Here is a 15,217-nt window from a genome sequence, read left to right on the forward strand (position 1 = left end):
CAGAGCCAGAGCCAGAGCCAAAATTACAGCTGCAATACGCAGAACCGGAGTCGTATCAATACAGTGATTCGTACTCGCCAGAATTAGAAGCGCCTAATCTGGAAGACGTTCAGCGATTGCTTAGCCAACTTGAGTCAACCAATGTGGTGGCAGAGTTGGATATCGATGACATTCTGGAACAAAACACCATTGATATTGCGACTGAAGCAAAAGCAATGGAGCCAGAAATTGAAGTCGAAACAGCGGTGGAAACCGTTGAAGAAATTCAAGAGTGGGTGATCGATGAAGAGCCGACACCGACTGTTGAGGTTGAACAACCTGAGCCAGTTTGGGAGCAACCAGAAATTGAAATGGTTGAACCCACAGTTGATGTTGAAGTGGAGATTGAACAGCACACTGAGACAGCAACAGAACTGGAAACCGAAGCGGGGGCAAAGTTACCCAATACTTGGGAAAGCACGCAGCGGAGTGCTGACTTTCAAGTGCTTTACTTCGATGTAAATGGTGTGACTTTTGCGGTGCCGCTTGATGAGTTAGGGGGTATTCACCGCATCACAGAGCTGAACCACTTGATTGGTCGCCCTGCATGGTACTTGGGTTTGCAAACCAGTCGTGAGCAACAATTTGATGTTGTCGACACTGCAAGGTGGGTGATGGCGGATAAGCTTCGCGACGACAACTACAAAGATAACTACCAATACGTCGTCATGCTTGGTGAAAGCATGTGGGGGCTGGCCAGTAACCAATTGATGGGGACTGAAACGCTCAATATCGACAAAGTCCGGTGGCGTGAACAAGCGGGCAAACGCCCTTGGCTAGCGGGCATGGTGAAAGAAAAAATGTGTGCTTTAATTCATGTCCAAGCACTTATAGACATGCTAAACGCGGGTTTAGATGTAAAATCACTGAATTAGATTTTTGGTCGGGAACGACATTAACGAGGATTAACTATGTCTCAAGCTTTTGAAGTAGAAGTGAAGAAAGATACATCGAACGACGAAGTTCTTCAGTGGGTGACGTTCCAACTAGAAGAAGAAACGTACGGCATTAACGTAATGCAAGTTCGTGAAGTTCTTCGCTACACAGAAATCGCTCCAGTTCCAGGTGCGCCAGATTACGTGCTAGGTATTATCAACCTACGTGGCAACGTTGTAACGGTTATCGATACACGTTCACGTTTTGGCCTAATGGAAGGCGAAGTAACAGACAACACGCGTATCATCGTGATTGAGTCTGAGCGTCAAGTAATTGGTATCCTAGTAGACAGCGTTGCTGAAGTGGTTTACCTACGCTCTTCTGAGATCGATACAACACCTTCTGTAGGTAATGACGAAAGCGCGAAGTTCATCCAAGGTGTAAGCAACCGTGACGGTAAGCTGCTTATCCTTGTTGATTTGAACAAGCTGCTAACCGATGACGAATGGGATGAGATGGCTCACCTGTAATTGGCTGATTAATCATGGCTGAAGAAACCTTCCTATCATTACCGTTTATTGTAGGCGGTCTAGCGTTTGTCTTCTTGGTGCTGCTTTTGCTTCAGCTGCGCGTGCGTGCGGGTTTGCAAAAGCAGATGGATCAGCAACGTGCTCAAGCGCGTCATGCGGAAAAAGAAGTGCAAAAGCTGAATAAACAACTGTTGGAAGTACGTTCAGTGGTGGTTGGCCTAGGTCAGAAAGTCACTGAACAACAAGATGTTATTCAACATCTTAATGAGCGCATTCGTGAACTTGAACACGCTGATACAGACGGACGTTTGTACAGCCGCGCTTCAAAAATGGTTCAACTTGGTGCTGACATCAATGAGTTGATTGAAGAGTGTGAATTGCCGAAAGCAGAGGCTGAATTGATGTTGTCTCTGCAGAAAAAATTGGCAGGGAAAGAGAAAATCCCACCGCTAAGCAGTCAACCCTCCGATGACCCGACATATTCCTCTCGCGGAAGACGTCGATAAAGATTGAAAAAAGAAGCTCCGGCTTCTTTTTTTATTTTTAAAATAAAAACTTATAATCACTTATGGTTATTTTTATTAAAATGTGACTATAAGTTAACAAAAACTCACGAACTTACATACATCAACGCTTTCTTATCCTGTTTTGTCATATCTAAGCTGTGCTAATATAGCGACTCGTTCATTTTTTAGTTGAAGCCCTATGTTAGAAGTCTCTAACCTAACTGCAATCCGTGATGACCGGGTCCTGTTTGAAAACCTGCAATTCGAAATCAAGCCTGGTGAGTTGGTCCAGATTGAGGGACGTAACGGTACAGGTAAAACCACATTATTGCGTATCGTGACAGGGTTAGGAGACAGAGAAGAAGGCATCATCAAATGGAAGGGTGAAGAGGTTGAGAAATCTCGCGACGTATTCCATCAAGACTTGCTGTTCTTAGGGCATCAAACTGGCGTTAAACGCGAACTGACCGCATTAGAAAACCTGCGCTTTTACCAATCTATCCACAATAATCGTTCCTCTGAAGAAGAAATCTTTGCCGCACTTGCCCAAGTGGGGCTTGCAGGCCGAGAAGATGTGCCTGTAGCACAACTTTCTGCAGGCCAGCAACGTCGCGTGGCTTTGGCAAGGCTTTGGTTAAGCAATCAAATCTTGTGGATTCTGGACGAACCTCTTACTGCCATCGACAAACAAGGTGTCAAAGTTCTGGAGTCGTTGTTTGCCAGTCATGCAGATAATGGCGGCATTGTTGTACTTACTACACACCAAGATATGTTTGCAGACAGCCCGAAACTTAGAAAAATAAAACTGGGTGATTGATATGATTTCGGCCATGACAACCATTATCCGCCGTGAGCTTCTGATCGCATTTCGCCGTCAAGCGGACATCTTGAACCCGTTGTGGTTCTTCATCATCGTGATCACACTTTTTCCTCTCAGCATCGGTCCCGAGCCTAATTTGTTAGCACGTATTGCAGCTGGCATTGTTTGGGTTGCTGCGCTGCTGTCTGCCTTATTATCATTAGAGCGTTTATTCCGTGATGATTATCAAGACGGCGCACTTGAACAAATGATGCTAATGCCAATTCCATTGCAACTTGTTGTGATTTCAAAGGTTATCGCTCACTGGTTGCTGACGGGATTGCCTCTGATTTTGATCAGTCCATTGTTGGCGATTCTGCTTTCTCTTGATTTCAATACTTGGTTGTCCGTAGTGCTGACACTTGCTATCGGTACCCCGACGCTGAGTTTTATCGGTGCCATTGGCGTGGCACTGACGGTTGGGTTGCAAAAAGGCGGCGTTCTTTTGAGTTTGCTCATTCTTCCGCTCTACATCCCGATTCTGATTTTCGCTACGTCCGCGATTGATGCTGCGGCATTAGGTATGTCGTATAACGGACAACTGGCAATTTTAGGCGCAATGCTGATGGGGGCGATGACCCTCACGCCATTCGCCATAAGCGCAGCATTGCGAGTTAGTGTTAACTAACTTAATAAATGCGACTTAAGCGACGTTTGATCAAAGAATTATTATTAAAGCACTGCTACGGTCTCGGCCCAATGGACAGTGTCCCTGAAGTAAGAGTGAGAACTTAACATGTGGAAATGGCTACATCCTTATGCCAAGCCTGAAACAGCTTATCACCTGAGTGGTAAGTTCCTACCTTGGTTTTCTGTATTGGCTCTCGTATGCCTAACGGTTGGTACTGTCTGGGGCCTTGCATTTGCGCCTTCTGACTATCAACAAGGCGACAGTTTCCGAATCATCTACATCCATGTACCTTCGGCTATTTGGTCGATGGGCGTTTACATGTCGATGGCCATTGCCGCATTTATCGGCCTAGTTTGGCAAGTACGCCTGTCAGATATGGCAGCATTGGCGATGGCGCCAATCGGTGCAGTATTCACCTTTATTGCTTTATTAACCGGTGCCGTTTGGGGCAAACCGATGTGGGGCACTTGGTGGGTATGGGATGCACGTCTGACTTCAGAATTAATTCTTCTATTCTTGTACCTTGGTGTTATCGCGTTGTACCACGCATTTGACGACCAAAAAACAGCGGCGAAAGCGGCAGGTATTTTAGCTATCGTTGGTGTTGTTAACCTTCCGATAATCCACTTTTCAGTAGAATGGTGGAACACGCTTCACCAAGGCGCGACTATCACTAAATTTGAAAAACCATCCATCTCATCCGATATGCTTTGGCCTCTACTGCTAAACATCTTTGGTTTTGCGTTCTTCTTTGGCGCAGTCATGATGGTGCGTTTCCGTAACGAAATTATCAGCAAAGAGAGTCACCGCCCTTGGGTGCGCAAACTCGCAACTGAAAAAACTCAGTGAGGTAATTGATTATGCATTTTGATTCTCTGAGCGAACTATTTGCCATGGGTGGCTACGCAGGATACGTATGGAGCGCGTTTGGTATCACCTTCTTATCTATGCTTATTCTTCTGATTTCGAGCATCCGTCGTGGGGATGCATTGTTGAAAGAGGTGAAAGCGAAAATTGATCGTCAAGCGCGTATCGACGCGGCGAAGAATATGGAGAACACGTTATGAACCCGAGACGTAAAAAGAGGCTAGGCATTGTTTTAGCAATCTTTATCGGTATTAGTGCAACCATCGGTTTAATGCTATATGCACTGAACCAAAACATGGATCTATTCTACACGCCGACGGAATTGGTAAACGGTAAGCCAGACGGTACTAAACCTGAAGTAGGCCAACGCCTGCGTATCGGTGGTATGGTGGTTGAAGGTTCGGTTCGCCGTGACCCTGAATCATTAAAAGTAAGCTTTGATCTGCACGATTTGGGCCCTAAAGTAACCATCGTTTATGAAGGTATCCTTCCTGACTTGTTCCGTGAAGGTCAAGGTATCGTTGCTCAAGGTGTTCTTGAAGACGCAACAACCGTAAAAGCTTTTGAAGTGTTGGCAAAACACGACGAAGAATACATGCCACCTGAGATTGCAGAAGCAATGAAGAAGACTCATGAGCCTCTGCAGTACACAACTGAACAGAAACAAGGAAGCGGCCAATGATTGCTGAAATCGGTCACTTTGCCCTCATACTCTCGCTAGCAATGGCATTATTGCTCAGCGTATTGCCGCTATGGGGCGCATCAAATAACAACACCATGCTGATGAATACAGCACGACCGCTTTCGTGGTCGATGTTCATCATGCTGTTTTTCTCTTTCGTTATTCTATGTTGGGGTTTTTATACCAACGACTTTACTCTGCAATATGTAGCAAGTAACTCAAACAGCCAACTGCCTTGGTACTACCGTCTGACTGCTGTTTGGGGCGCGCACGAAGGTTCATTGTTGCTGTGGGTACTTATCCAAGCTGCGTGGACAGTGGCAGTTGCTACTTTCAGCCGTGGCATGCCACAAGAATCGGTTGCTCGTGTACTTGCAGTAATGGGTATGATCTCGGTGGGCTTCTTGCTGTTTATCATCCTGACGTCTAACCCATTCCTACGTACGTTGCCATTCTTCCCGGTCGATGGCCGTGACTTGAACCCACTTCTTCAAGACCCGGGTTTGATCGTTCACCCACCGATGCTTTACATGGGCTACGTAGGTTTCTCGGTAGCGTTCTCGTTTGCAATTGCGTCTTTGATGACAGGTCGTCTTGATACGGCTTGGGCTCGTTGGTCTCGTCCTTGGACAACGGCAGCTTGGGTATTCCTGACACTAGGTATCGCACTAGGTTCTTGGTGGGCTTACTACGAACTTGGCTGGGGTGGCTGGTGGTTCTGGGACCCAGTAGAAAACGCATCATTTATGCCTTGGCTAGCGGGTACAGCGTTGATGCACTCTCTAGCGGTAACCGAAAAGCGTGGTACATTCAAAGCTTGGACAGTACTACTTGCGATCTCAGCATTCTCATTAAGTTTGCTAGGCACCTTCTTGGTTCGTTCCGGTATCTTGGTATCGGTGCACGCGTTCGCTTCTGATCCATCTCGCGGTATGTTTATCCTCGGTTTCCTAGTCTTCGTTATCGGCGGCTCACTCCTACTATTCGCAGTAAAAGGGGCCGCGGTTCGCGTACGTGGTAATTTCGATTTGGTGTCGCGTGAGAATGCGCTACTTTCCAACAACGTGCTTCTGATTGCTGCGCTAGTCGTCGTATTGGTTGGTACCTTGTTGCCATTGATTCACAAACAAATTGGTCTTGGTTCCGTATCTATCGGTGCACCATTCTTCGACATGTTGTTCGCATGGCTAATGATGCCGTTTGCCTTCCTATTGGGTATTGGTCCTATGATTCGCTGGAAGCGCGACAATCTATCTAAGCTTGTTAAGCCAATGATTTTTTCTGGTGTGCTTGCTTTCGCATTGGCTGCAGTATGCGTGTTCCTATTCGCTGACTTCTTCTCAGTGATGGCCTACATCGGTTGGGTAATGGCAATCTGGATCATTGCAATGCATGGCTTTGAGTTGTACGAGCGTGCTACGCACCGTCACAGTTTCGGCGAAGGTGTTCGTAAACTTCAACGTAGCCACTGGGCAATGATGCTTGGTCACATCGGTCTTGCCGTTACTGTGATTGGTATTGCGATGGTGCAAAACTACAGCATCGAACGTGATGTACGCTTAGCACCAGGTGAGCACTTCAAGATTTACGGTTACGATTTCTACTTCTCAGGTCTACGTGACAAAGACGGTCCAAACTACGATGGTTACATCGCGGACTTCGAAATCACCAATGATGGTAAATACGTGAACACGCTGCACGCTGAAAAACGTTTCTACCGCACGGCTAAGTCAATGATGACAGAAGCGGCCATCGACCGCGGCATCACTCGTGACCTCTATATCGCAATGGGTGAGCGTCTAGACGACAACCGTTCTTGGGCAGTACGTATTTACTACAAACCATTCGTTCGTTGGATCTGGGCTGGTTCATTGATCATGTCTTTGGGTGGTGCACTGGCTATCTCTGATAGACGCTACCGCTTCCGCAAAACGGCTAAGAAAGACGAAAAGTCAAAGCTAGCGGAGAAGGAGGCATAATAAATGAATAAGAAGGTCTTATTTATCCCGTTGGTGGCTTTCATGGTATTGGCGGGTATCTTCGCAACTCAGTTGGTTCGTAACCAAGAGGGTGATGATCCAACAAAATTGGAATCGGTACTGGTAGGTAAGCCAGTGCCTGAGTTTCACTTAGAAGACTTGGCGGAGCCGGGTAAGCAATACGATCAATCGATCTTTAAAGGCGAACCTTTACTGCTTAACGTATGGGCAACTTGGTGTCCAACGTGTTACGCAGAGCATAAATACCTAAACGAGCTTGCTGGTAAAGGTGTGAAGATCATCGGTATGAACTACAAAGATGATCGCAACAAAGCGGTGGGTTGGCTAAACGACCTAGGCAACCCATACCTAATCAGCCTGTTTGATGGCAGCGGCATGCTAGGTCTAGACCTTGGCGTTTATGGTGCGCCAGAGACATTTATCATCGATGCAAATGGCGTGATTCGCTACCGACATGTTGGTGATGTAAACCCTCGCAACTGGGCGGAAAAATTAGAGCCGCTTTACACCAAGTTGGTTGAGGAGGCGAAGCAATGAGAAAGTTTATCTTAGTGGCATTGGCTGCAATGACATTCTCTCTAGCTGCCCACGCAGCGATTGAAGTGTATGAGTTTGACAACCTAGAGCAAGAACAGCAGTTTAAAGAGCTAGGCCACACTCTGCGTTGTCCAAAATGTCAGAACAACACTATCTCAGATTCGAATGCGGTACTGGCTCAGGATCTACGCCATAAGGTGTATGAAATGACCAAAGATGGTAAGTCGAAAGATGAGATCGTCGACTACATGATTGCTCGTTACGGTAATTTCGTTACTTACAATCCTCCGTTTACTTTTGCGACTGCAATTCTTTGGCTAGGTCCGCTTGCAGTGGTATTAGGCGGTTTCGGTTTGATCGTGCTACGTAGCCGAAAATCTAAAGCAAAAGCAGTTCAGGCAAGCAATGAGCAATGGGACGAAGAGAAAGAAGCGCGTCTCAAATCATTACTTGATGAAGAGAACAACGGAGATAAAAAATAATGACACTATTTTGGGTTTCAACCGTTGTTCTTACGCTAGTAGCGTGTGCACTGATTGCATTGCCATTGCTAAAGCAAAAAGCCAACAACGATGAAGTGTTACGTGATGAGCTCAACAAGGCGTTCTATAAAGACCGTCTATCTGAGCTTGCTGAAGAAACAGATGAAGGTCTGGTGGAAAGCGAAGACGATCTGATTTCAGATCTAAAGCAGTCTCTACTTGACGATATCCCGGGTGGTAAAGCGCAAAAAGAAACCAAAGTTTCTCCTATTGCTGTATTAATCCCATCGGTCATTCTGACAGTAGTCTTGAGTTACGGCTTGTACTACAAGTTTGGTGCATCTCAAGATGTGATCAAGTGGCAAGAAGTTAACGCTAACCTTCCTGAGCTTTCTAAAAAGCTAATGTCTGCTGCGTCTGAGCCATTAAGTGAAGACGAAATGGCCGATCTGTCTTTAGCGCTGCGTACTCGTCTGCACTACCAGCCTGAAGATTCAACGGGTTGGTTGCTACTAGGTCGTATTGCTTTGGCTAACCGTGACGTGACGACTTCTATTGATGCGATGGAAAAAGCGTACAAGCTGGAGCCAAAAGACCCTGATGTTCAACTTGGTTATGCGCAAGCACTGATGCTTTCTCAAGACGAGATGGATCAAGCGACGGCTCGTTCTCTACTTGGAAAACTGATGCAGCAGGATTACGTTGACCTACGTGTATTCTCGCTTCTAGCGTTTGATGCATTCGAGCGTCAAGACTTCCCTGCGGCAATTAAATACTGGGGCATCATGCAGCAAATGATCGGTCCTGAAGACAGCCGCTATGAAATGCTTGGCCGTAGTATCGAGAGCGCGCGCAAACAAATGGGCGAAGCGGTTTCTCCAGATAAGAGTGTAGCTGTGACCATTAATGTTGCTCCAGAAGCTCAGTTGGATCCAAACGCAGTTTTGATCGTTTCAGTTCATCGTGCAGATGGTTCTCCAATGCCAGTTGCGGCGGCTCGTTACCCATTAGGTACATTCCCTCGCACAGTCGTACTGGATGATGGGAATGCGATGATGGATGGCCAGAAGCTTTCTTCATTGGATAAGCTGATAGTCCGTGTCCGCGTAGACTCTGATGGCAACGTGGCGACTCGTGACCAAGATTGGCACGGTGAGAGCGCTGTGGTAGATTTCGGTCAGCCAGTTGAAGTAATGATTGATAAACAGTATCAATAGACATCATTGTCTCTGATAGTTGACACTCAGTGAGCGCCACATCGGTTTGTGGTATGACTTGCAACTATCGAGTAGAATATACAAAGGCCAGCAATCGCTGGCCTTTATTTATATACCCAAGTGACTTTTGTTTCGGCGCTAAAGAGCGACAACACAGGTTACTTAGGTATATCAATAGTTGTTATGGAACGAAGAATGTATAACAAGGGTAAATCCATCTTCTTGTTGCTGTTTGCAGTTGGACTGGTTGGCTGTTCAAGTGCTCCAGAGGAGGCAGTAACTGAAGAAAACGAAACGAATCAAGCCACTTCTGATGTTTATGACCCATTAGAAGGCTTCAACCGCGCTATGTGGGACATCAACTACGACTACCTAGATCCGTATTTGGTTCGTCCAATCTCTCTTGCGTATGTTGATTACACACCAGTACCGATTCGTTCTGGTATTGCTAACTTCTTAGCGAACTTAGATGAACCAGCAAGTGTGGTAAACAACCTTGTTATGGGTAATGGCACTAAAGCCGTTGATCACTTTAACCGTTTTTGGATTAACTCCACGTTCGGTATTTTTGGCTTGTTTGATATTGCGACGGCTGCAGGTATCACGAAATACGATAACAAAGAGTTTAGCAGCGTAGTGGGGCACTATGGCGTTGGTAATGGGCCTTACTTTATGATCCCTGGTTATGGTCCATATACACTACGTGAAGTGACAGATACCGTTGATGGTATGTATGTTCCGCTATCTTACCTCAACTTCTGGGCTAGCCTTGGTAAGTGGGCACTAGAGGGTATGGAGAAACGTGCGCTATTGGTGCCACAAGAAGCACAGCTCGATGCATCGCCAGATCCTTACGTGTTGACGCGTGATGTTTACCTACAGCGCCAAGACTTTAAAGCGGAAATCAACAATGTTGATGAAGTGGATGAAGACGAAGAAGCATACTTGGACGAGTACTTAGATGAAGACTTCTAATCGCTTCAGTAAATAGCAAAATAAAAAGGCTTGGTTTTCACCAAGCCTTTCTTTTTATCGTTAACTTTCTTTTATCGATAATTCGCGTTCAGATTAGAACGTGTAGTTTGCTTGAACACCGATTAGCCATACGTTACCAGTCACTTCACCTTCGAATGCGCCACCGAAACCAGCTGCTTCGTTATCAGAAGCATCGCGAGGTTCGCTAATAGGCGCGTCTTTTGCGAAAATGTAAGTGAAGCCCGCGTCTAGCGTTAGGTTCTTAGACCATTCATAGCCTGCACCAACGCTTAGCCACAGACGATCAGTTTCTGGAATGGTCGTTGTGCGGTACTTGTCATCAACTGCTGACATGTCGTACGCCACACCTGAGCGCAGTGTCCATTTTTGGTCAAGCTTGTAAGTAGTACCTACAGCAAAGCGGTAGTTATCTTCCCAGTTTTCAGATTTGATTAGATCTGATTTGTCTGGGAAATCTGCCACTAGCTCTTTAAAGCTGCTCCAATCAGTCCAGTTAATGCTAGCGTGTACTGCTAGTTGATCATTTAGTTGGTGGAAGCTTGCCAGTTCCGCTGTTGCTGGCAGTGTTAGGTCCATTGAGCCCGCTTTTTTAGCGTTAGGGTTCATTGGGTTGAAAGCAAGACCATTCGCGTGACCTTCAAGAGTAAGATCTACTGCTGACTTGTATGCAAAACCAAGGCGGTTGTTTTCATTGATTTGCCAAGCTGCACCAACTTGCCAACCCCAAGCGGTATCGTCACCTTCCATGTATTTAAGAGTTTGACCCGGTAGGGTAGGCTTTACTAGCCCCATTTGAGGAGGCATTACCGCACCAATGCTGCCGTCTGCGATGATGTAACGAATACCACCACCAATGCTTAGCGCTTCGTTCAGTTTGTAAGCTGCATTCAGGTTTGCTTCCATTGAAATTACGCTTGCTTCGTTACCAAAGTTAGCTGCCGCGAAATCTTTACCTAGATCCGTTTCCATACCGTAGTTAGTACCAAACGCTAGACCAATAGCAAACTTGTCGTTGTACTGATGAGATAGGTAGAAGTTAGGGATAACAGCATCATGTGCAAAGTCGTGTGAACTTGCTTTATTAGAGCCATTTACGAATGTCGATGTACCATCAACATCAACGTTAGGATTTACATAGATAGCGCCAACAGACACTTGTGTGCCTTCTAGGTAAGTTAGCATCGCTGGGTTACGCCATTGTGCGCTTGCGTTATCAGCCATTGCTGCTTCACCAGCGTATGCACGACCTAGGCCCGTTGCAGAGTATTCCGCAAGTTGGAAACCTGCTGCGTTTGCAACGCTTGAAGTGCTTAGTAGGCCAAATGCCACTGCTGCCGAAAGGAGAGTCTTGTTGGTTTTCATTGTAATGTTCGCTGAGTTATTTATAACGTGGGACGAAATTTTACGACTAGAGTTATTACTTTAAAAATGAAAAGCCAATAAAACAGTGTTTTTAGTTTGATGTTCTGCTAATTTGTAGGTATGTAGATGATCTATCTAACTGTAATGGCTGTGTGAAAATTTTTCAGCGAACACCTGTGAGTCATAATTATGGCTTTTGATTACACGTGTACGCCCAATCTTGGTGAATGGAAAGCAATAGATAAGAAAAAAGGCTGGAATTCCAGCCTTTTATATAGAGAGTGCTTATATTAGCTTGTCGCGAAATACTTAGAAGCTGCGGCTGTACTGTAAGCCGAATAGAATCGCGTCTGCACGTGTTGTACCAGATACTTGCGATAGAGTTACATCACCAATGCCAGGGACTGTTGAACCAGTAACTTCGTTTACATCTACGTCTTTACCGACTAGGTAAGTGAAGCCAACATCAATGTTAGATTCTTTGTCGATGTGGTAAGTGGTACCCACAGAGAACCATTGACGATCTGAATCCGGTACAGAGATAGAAGTTGTCTTATCTTGTGCACTTGTATCGTACATGTAGCCAGCGCGTAGCGTCCAATCAGAGTTCATGTAGTACGTACCACCAATAGAGTAGTGCCAGCCGTCTTGCCAGTTGTACTCGCTCAGAGTTTGACTCGTACCATTGATTGTTGCATCCAGTTTATCAAATGCCTTCCAACCGATGTATTGAACGCTATAGTGTACCGCAAACTTAGTATCTGTAATTTTGTGGTAACCAGAGAACTCAGCAATGTCTGGCAAAGGCATGTGTAGCTTTCCGTTGCTGTCTGAATTTGTTAGATATTGAACGTCGCCTTCAGCTTCGATCTCTGGGCTGTAACGGTAAGAAAGACCGAAACGGTTGTTCTCGTCTAGTTCAAAGACAGTACCCACGTTAAAGCCAACGCCAAAACCTGTTGCATCAGCATTTAGCAAAGACGTACCTTGTGGAATTTCACCAGCCGCACAACCCATAGGGGTAGGGAAAGCACACAGACCTGTACCTGCACTACGTTTCAGTTTACCCGCGCCGTAAATTAGGTCTAGACCAGCACCAAAGCTCCACTGTTCGTTTAGACGGTAAGAACCTGCCACACCGACGTTTACACTCTTAACATCAGTAAGGCCGCCGTATTCAGACCAAGATAGGCTGTTCGAGAATTCAGTTTTAGTACCGAAGTTAGAGTATGCGTTTACACCCCAAGCAAATTTTTCATTAACAGGGACAATGAGGTGGATGTTAGGAGCTACCGATGTACCGCCTGCATCATCGTAAGATTCAGCAGCTGAGCCGTTGTAGCTCATATTTTTTGCAGTGATATCAGTAGTGATCGTTTCAAAACCTAGCGACAGTTCCATTTTGTCAAATAGAGCCATTGCTGCTGGGTTACGAGCCATTACAGATGCGTTATCTGCAATTACCGCATCACCTGCGAATGCACGACCGATACCAGTCGCTGATTGTGCGTTTAGCTGGAAACCAGCTGCCATTGCTTGACCTGATGCCATTGCAACCGTCACTGCTAGGAGAGTCTTTTTAAACAGACGCGTATTCTGAGTCATTTTTTATTCCTTATGGGTTTCGTCTCTTTGGACGATAAGTTGAGCTTTTGCTCAGTGGCGCAGATAGTAGTATTAAGAGTGGACCATACAAATCCGACCATTGGATAAATTTGAATAAAAATTGCAAAAATGATGTCTAAATGTCGGGAAATTGCACCTAAAGTGCATAATTTAGAGTTTTGACTCTAAAGTAAATAATTGGTGTGAATGGTTTTTGTTTTATACATAAACAAAAAGCCGCTAAATTTCGAAATTTAGCGGCTTTTTACTGTGCAGTTGCGTGCTTTCGATGAAGTTACTACATTGGCTCCATCATTGGCGCTAATTTCGCTGCGATAGCATCGATATCTTCGCCGCTGCTACCAACAAGAATCATGCTGGCTTTGCCCACCGGTTTCACAACACCACTCATACCATCTTTATCAAAGTCGACTTTCTGGTCGCTCTTCACATCAGTCACAAACATGGTGACTTTGCCTTCTTTACCTTGGAAGACGATATGAAGCGCATTATTCGACTCACCAAAACCACAATGGTTTAGGTAGTAGACGTGGTATGGGAAATCACCGTTTAGCTGATAATGGAAAGGCATCATTTTCGCATTGACTTGCTTGTTTGAAACATCTTCATCGATGTTGCGAACGAACGGCTCTTCCGCCACGACGTGTTTCATTGCGGTGTCTGCGAGGCTTGCTTGCGCTGGAGAAACAATAACGTTACCCCAGTTAATTTGACCTACGAGTAGACCCACAGTAAATGCAACTGATGCTGCCAACGCCATCGCTTTGCGAGCAAAATTCGGTCTTACGACTTTCTCGTCATCTAGCGCACTCGATGTCTGGTTAAACAGAATTTTATCAGCAAGATCTTCAGGCACATCCACATTCATGGCTTGCTTAATCTTAAGGTCGAGATCCAAAACATCATCAGCAAACTTACTGTTAGCGTCGCTCTCAGCTAAAGCTTGCAGAATCTCTTCATCCTTCTGTTTTGGATCCGACAAAATACGACGACGAAATTCTAAATCATCCATTTTTTTGTCCTCTCTGAGTATCTTGAGAATCCAACATCTCTTTTAATTGATTACGTGCACGGAATAGGCGTGTCATTACCGTGTTCTTGTTTAGATCAAGAATGCTGCCGATTTCTTCTCCACTGAAACCGCCTACAACTTGAAGAAACAAAGGTTCACGGTATTCAACATCAAGCTTCATGATTTGAGCTTGAAGCCATTCCTGTTGATGATGTGGGTCATCGCTGACTTTAGCATCATTGCCATAGTCATCGATATCAACCAAATCAAATTGTTTACGTTCAAAGCGGCGTGCGTTTTCTCGTCTTAATATAGTAATAAGCCAAGATTTCGCGGCCTTTTCATCTTGAAGACTATCCAGTGACTTCCATGCGCGCAGACAGGTCTCTTGAACCAAATCTTCTGCAATTGCCTTGTCTTTGCATAACCAGTAAGCGTAGCGATACAAATCTCTGTGATAGCCCCGTACAAGAGCTTCGTATTTTCTTTGTCTGTCCGTATCAGAGTTGACCGGACTGTTGGAATTTTTCTTTCCAAACATTTTAAATATTGCCACAGGAGCCTCCGTCTTGCTCTGTGAGGTCATGGTTACCGCTTGTATTTATGGTTGTTCTGAGTACACACCATGTAGTTTAGCAGCACAATATACATCTTCTACGATCAAACACTTATTTGAAGTGATGATAATTTGTTCTATATCTTTTTATTCAGGTGTTTTCCTACACTTATTGTTAGGCGATTTGAAGTTATTCGAACTTTGATACGGTTGGAATTCGTAAAATCGCCATAAAATTGATCTATTTCAAAATCTCGTGCAGTGAAGGGGCTATAGTACATCTTGTCATCTAGTTAGTCATTGACGACTAACATGTTGAGCAAGATGACACTTCCTTTTGAAGGCTGACTTTACTTTCTCCTAATCAGGAAACTGATTAATTTTACAATTGGCGTAGGTTGATTGTTTTATAAATATTCCGACCACACAGTTTTGTGTG

At 45.2% G+C, this 15,217-nt stretch carries 17 protein-coding genes; 13 read left to right on the forward strand and 4 right to left on the reverse strand.

The window, feature by feature from the left end:
• The 13 genes from KIV40_RS04000 to KIV40_RS04060 all read left to right on the forward strand — a co-directional run.
• Window positions 1-914, forward strand: a 914-nt coding sequence (locus KIV40_RS04000) for a chemotaxis protein CheW (RefSeq protein ID WP_285347999.1), incomplete at its 5' end; no start/stop codon positions are given.
• Between the two features lie 36 nt (window positions 915-950).
• Window positions 951-1,445, forward strand: coding sequence for a chemotaxis protein CheW (locus KIV40_RS04005; RefSeq protein WP_285348000.1), 495 nt, complete (start codon window positions 951-953; stop codon window positions 1,443-1,445).
• Window positions 1,446-1,459: 14 nt separating this feature from the next.
• Window positions 1,460-1,951, forward strand: a complete 492-nt coding sequence (locus KIV40_RS04010) for a DUF2802 domain-containing protein (RefSeq protein WP_005433118.1) — start codon at window positions 1,460-1,462, stop codon at window positions 1,949-1,951.
• Window positions 1,952-2,150: 199 nt separating this feature from the next.
• On the forward strand, window positions 2,151-2,768 hold the full coding sequence (ccmA, locus tag KIV40_RS04015) for a cytochrome c biogenesis heme-transporting ATPase CcmA (RefSeq protein WP_005433131.1): 618 nt from the start codon (window positions 2,151-2,153) through the stop codon (window positions 2,766-2,768).
• Between the two features lies 1 nt (window position 2,769).
• Window positions 2,770-3,438, forward strand: coding sequence for a heme exporter protein CcmB (gene ccmB, locus KIV40_RS04020; RefSeq protein WP_005433124.1), 669 nt, complete (start codon window positions 2,770-2,772; stop codon window positions 3,436-3,438).
• Window positions 3,439-3,546: 108 nt separating this feature from the next.
• Window positions 3,547-4,290 (forward strand): heme ABC transporter permease, encoded by a 744-nt coding sequence (locus KIV40_RS04025; RefSeq protein ID WP_285348001.1) that lies wholly within the window; start codon window positions 3,547-3,549, stop codon window positions 4,288-4,290.
• 11 nt (window positions 4,291-4,301) lie between these two features.
• Entirely contained in the window at window positions 4,302-4,508 is a 207-nt protein-coding gene (ccmD, locus tag KIV40_RS04030) for a heme exporter protein CcmD (RefSeq protein WP_005433154.1), read from the forward strand.
• The gene (ccmE, locus tag KIV40_RS04035; RefSeq protein ID WP_285348003.1) at window positions 4,505-4,990 is read left to right on the forward strand and encodes a cytochrome c maturation protein CcmE; all 486 of its coding nucleotides are present in this window, start codon (window positions 4,505-4,507) and stop codon (window positions 4,988-4,990) included. Before ccmD ends, ccmE begins: the two co-directional genes overlap by 4 nt.
• Window positions 4,987-6,969 (forward strand): heme lyase CcmF/NrfE family subunit, encoded by a 1,983-nt coding sequence (locus KIV40_RS04040; RefSeq protein WP_134976528.1) that lies wholly within the window; start codon window positions 4,987-4,989, stop codon window positions 6,967-6,969. The genes ccmE and KIV40_RS04040 overlap by 4 nt, the downstream gene beginning before the upstream one ends.
• Window positions 6,970-6,972: 3 nt before the next feature.
• Window positions 6,973-7,527, forward strand: coding sequence for a DsbE family thiol:disulfide interchange protein (locus tag KIV40_RS04045; protein ID WP_005433114.1), 555 nt, complete (start codon window positions 6,973-6,975; stop codon window positions 7,525-7,527).
• Complete coding sequence (locus KIV40_RS04050; RefSeq protein ID WP_134976530.1) at window positions 7,524-8,009, forward strand: cytochrome c-type biogenesis protein; 486 nt, start codon at window positions 7,524-7,526, stop codon at window positions 8,007-8,009. Before KIV40_RS04045 ends, KIV40_RS04050 begins: the two co-directional genes overlap by 4 nt.
• On the forward strand, window positions 8,009-9,226 hold the full coding sequence (ccmI, locus tag KIV40_RS04055) for a c-type cytochrome biogenesis protein CcmI (protein WP_005531137.1): 1,218 nt from the start codon (window positions 8,009-8,011) through the stop codon (window positions 9,224-9,226). Before KIV40_RS04050 ends, ccmI begins: the two co-directional genes overlap by 1 nt.
• A 195-nt stretch (window positions 9,227-9,421) precedes the next feature.
• The gene (locus KIV40_RS04060; protein ID WP_285348004.1) at window positions 9,422-10,201 is read left to right on the forward strand and encodes a VacJ family lipoprotein; all 780 of its coding nucleotides are present in this window, start codon (window positions 9,422-9,424) and stop codon (window positions 10,199-10,201) included.
• A gap of 93 nt (window positions 10,202-10,294) precedes the next feature.
• On the opposite strand, the gene KIV40_RS04065 is transcribed toward KIV40_RS04060, so the two are convergent.
• The 4 genes from KIV40_RS04065 to KIV40_RS04080 form a co-directional block, all read right to left on the reverse strand.
• Window positions 10,295-11,584: an outer membrane protein transport protein gene (locus KIV40_RS04065; RefSeq protein WP_285348005.1), complete on the reverse strand. Its 1,290-nt coding sequence runs from the start codon at window positions 11,582-11,584 to the stop codon at window positions 10,295-10,297.
• Between the two features lie 309 nt (window positions 11,585-11,893).
• The gene (locus KIV40_RS04070; protein ID WP_285348007.1) at window positions 11,894-13,189 is read right to left on the reverse strand and encodes an outer membrane protein transport protein; all 1,296 of its coding nucleotides are present in this window, start codon (window positions 13,187-13,189) and stop codon (window positions 11,894-11,896) included.
• Window positions 13,190-13,487: 298 nt separating this feature from the next.
• Window positions 13,488-14,222: a DUF3379 domain-containing protein gene (locus KIV40_RS04075; RefSeq protein ID WP_228174735.1), complete on the reverse strand. Its 735-nt coding sequence runs from the start codon at window positions 14,220-14,222 to the stop codon at window positions 13,488-13,490.
• Complete coding sequence (locus tag KIV40_RS04080) at window positions 14,215-14,763, reverse strand: sigma-70 family RNA polymerase sigma factor (protein ID WP_285348059.1); 549 nt, start codon at window positions 14,761-14,763, stop codon at window positions 14,215-14,217. The genes KIV40_RS04075 and KIV40_RS04080 overlap by 8 nt, the downstream gene beginning before the upstream one ends.
• Window positions 14,764-15,217 lie beyond the last annotated feature (454 nt).

Source organism: Vibrio sp. D173a (assembly GCF_030248475.1).

Excerpts from the sequence above, each read along its gene's own strand:
- ccmD (WP_005433154.1), top strand. The coding sequence starts at position 4,302 with ATGCATTTTGATTCTCTGAGCGAACTATTTGCCATGGGTGGCTACGCA.
- KIV40_RS04065 (WP_285348005.1), bottom strand. The coding sequence starts at position 11,584 with ATGAAAACCAACAAGACTCTCCTTTCGGCAGCAGTGGCATTTGGCCTA.
- ccmE (WP_285348003.1), top strand. The coding sequence starts at position 4,505 with ATGAACCCGAGACGTAAAAAGAGGCTAGGCATTGTTTTAGCAATCTTT.
- ccmI (WP_005531137.1), top strand. The coding sequence starts at position 8,009 with ATGACACTATTTTGGGTTTCAACCGTTGTTCTTACGCTAGTAGCGTGT.
- KIV40_RS04070 (WP_285348007.1), bottom strand. The coding sequence starts at position 13,189 with ATGACTCAGAATACGCGTCTGTTTAAAAAGACTCTCCTAGCAGTGACG.
- KIV40_RS04080 (WP_285348059.1), bottom strand. The coding sequence starts at position 14,763 with ATGTTTGGAAAGAAAAATTCCAACAGTCCGGTCAACTCTGATACGGAC.
- KIV40_RS04075 (WP_228174735.1), bottom strand. The coding sequence starts at position 14,222 with ATGGATGATTTAGAATTTCGTCGTCGTATTTTGTCGGATCCAAAACAG.
- KIV40_RS04060 (WP_285348004.1), top strand. The coding sequence starts at position 9,422 with ATGTATAACAAGGGTAAATCCATCTTCTTGTTGCTGTTTGCAGTTGGA.
- ccmA (WP_005433131.1), top strand. The coding sequence starts at position 2,151 with ATGTTAGAAGTCTCTAACCTAACTGCAATCCGTGATGACCGGGTCCTG.
- KIV40_RS04050 (WP_134976530.1), top strand. The coding sequence starts at position 7,524 with ATGAGAAAGTTTATCTTAGTGGCATTGGCTGCAATGACATTCTCTCTA.
- KIV40_RS04025 (WP_285348001.1), top strand. The coding sequence starts at position 3,547 with ATGTGGAAATGGCTACATCCTTATGCCAAGCCTGAAACAGCTTATCAC.
- KIV40_RS04040 (WP_134976528.1), top strand. The coding sequence starts at position 4,987 with ATGATTGCTGAAATCGGTCACTTTGCCCTCATACTCTCGCTAGCAATG.
- KIV40_RS04010 (WP_005433118.1), top strand. The coding sequence starts at position 1,460 with ATGGCTGAAGAAACCTTCCTATCATTACCGTTTATTGTAGGCGGTCTA.
- KIV40_RS04045 (WP_005433114.1), top strand. The coding sequence starts at position 6,973 with ATGAATAAGAAGGTCTTATTTATCCCGTTGGTGGCTTTCATGGTATTG.
- KIV40_RS04005 (WP_285348000.1), top strand. The coding sequence starts at position 951 with ATGTCTCAAGCTTTTGAAGTAGAAGTGAAGAAAGATACATCGAACGAC.
- ccmB (WP_005433124.1), top strand. The coding sequence starts at position 2,770 with ATGATTTCGGCCATGACAACCATTATCCGCCGTGAGCTTCTGATCGCA.